Source organism: Shigella sp. FC1661 (genome assembly GCF_001712525.1).
Classification (GTDB): domain Bacteria; phylum Pseudomonadota; class Gammaproteobacteria; order Enterobacterales; family Enterobacteriaceae; genus Escherichia; species Escherichia coli.
In genome coordinates this window covers 1-330 of the sequence record NZ_MDGW01000512.1, presented here as the reverse complement: position 1 = coordinate 330, position 330 = coordinate 1, and the positions used below count along the sequence as shown (strand labels likewise).

Annotated in this window: 1 pseudogene; it reads left to right on the top strand. The window is 55.5% G+C overall.

Annotation, left to right across the window (positions count from 1 at the left end):
- Positions 1 to 330, top strand: a pseudogene (locus BFF42_RS21430) (IS3 family transposase); the annotation flags it as partial.

Genomic DNA, 330 nt, shown 5'->3' with positions numbered 1-330 from the left:
TTGCCCCGTCAACGTATTACCACTGTCAGCAACAGCGACATCATCCGGATAAACGCAGTGCCCGTGCGCAGCGCGATGACTGGCTGAAGAAAGAGATACAGCGCGTATACGATGAAAATCACAAGGTATACGGTGTAAAGTCTGGCGTCAGTTGTTACGGGAAGGTATCAGAGTGGCCAGATGCACTGTGGCACGTCTCATGGCGGTTATGGGACTTGCCGGTGTTCTCCGGGGTAAAAAGGTCCGTACGACCATCAGCCGGAAAGCCGTTGCCGCAGGCGACCGCGTAAACCGTCAGTTCGTGGCAGAACGACCTGACCAGCTGTGGGT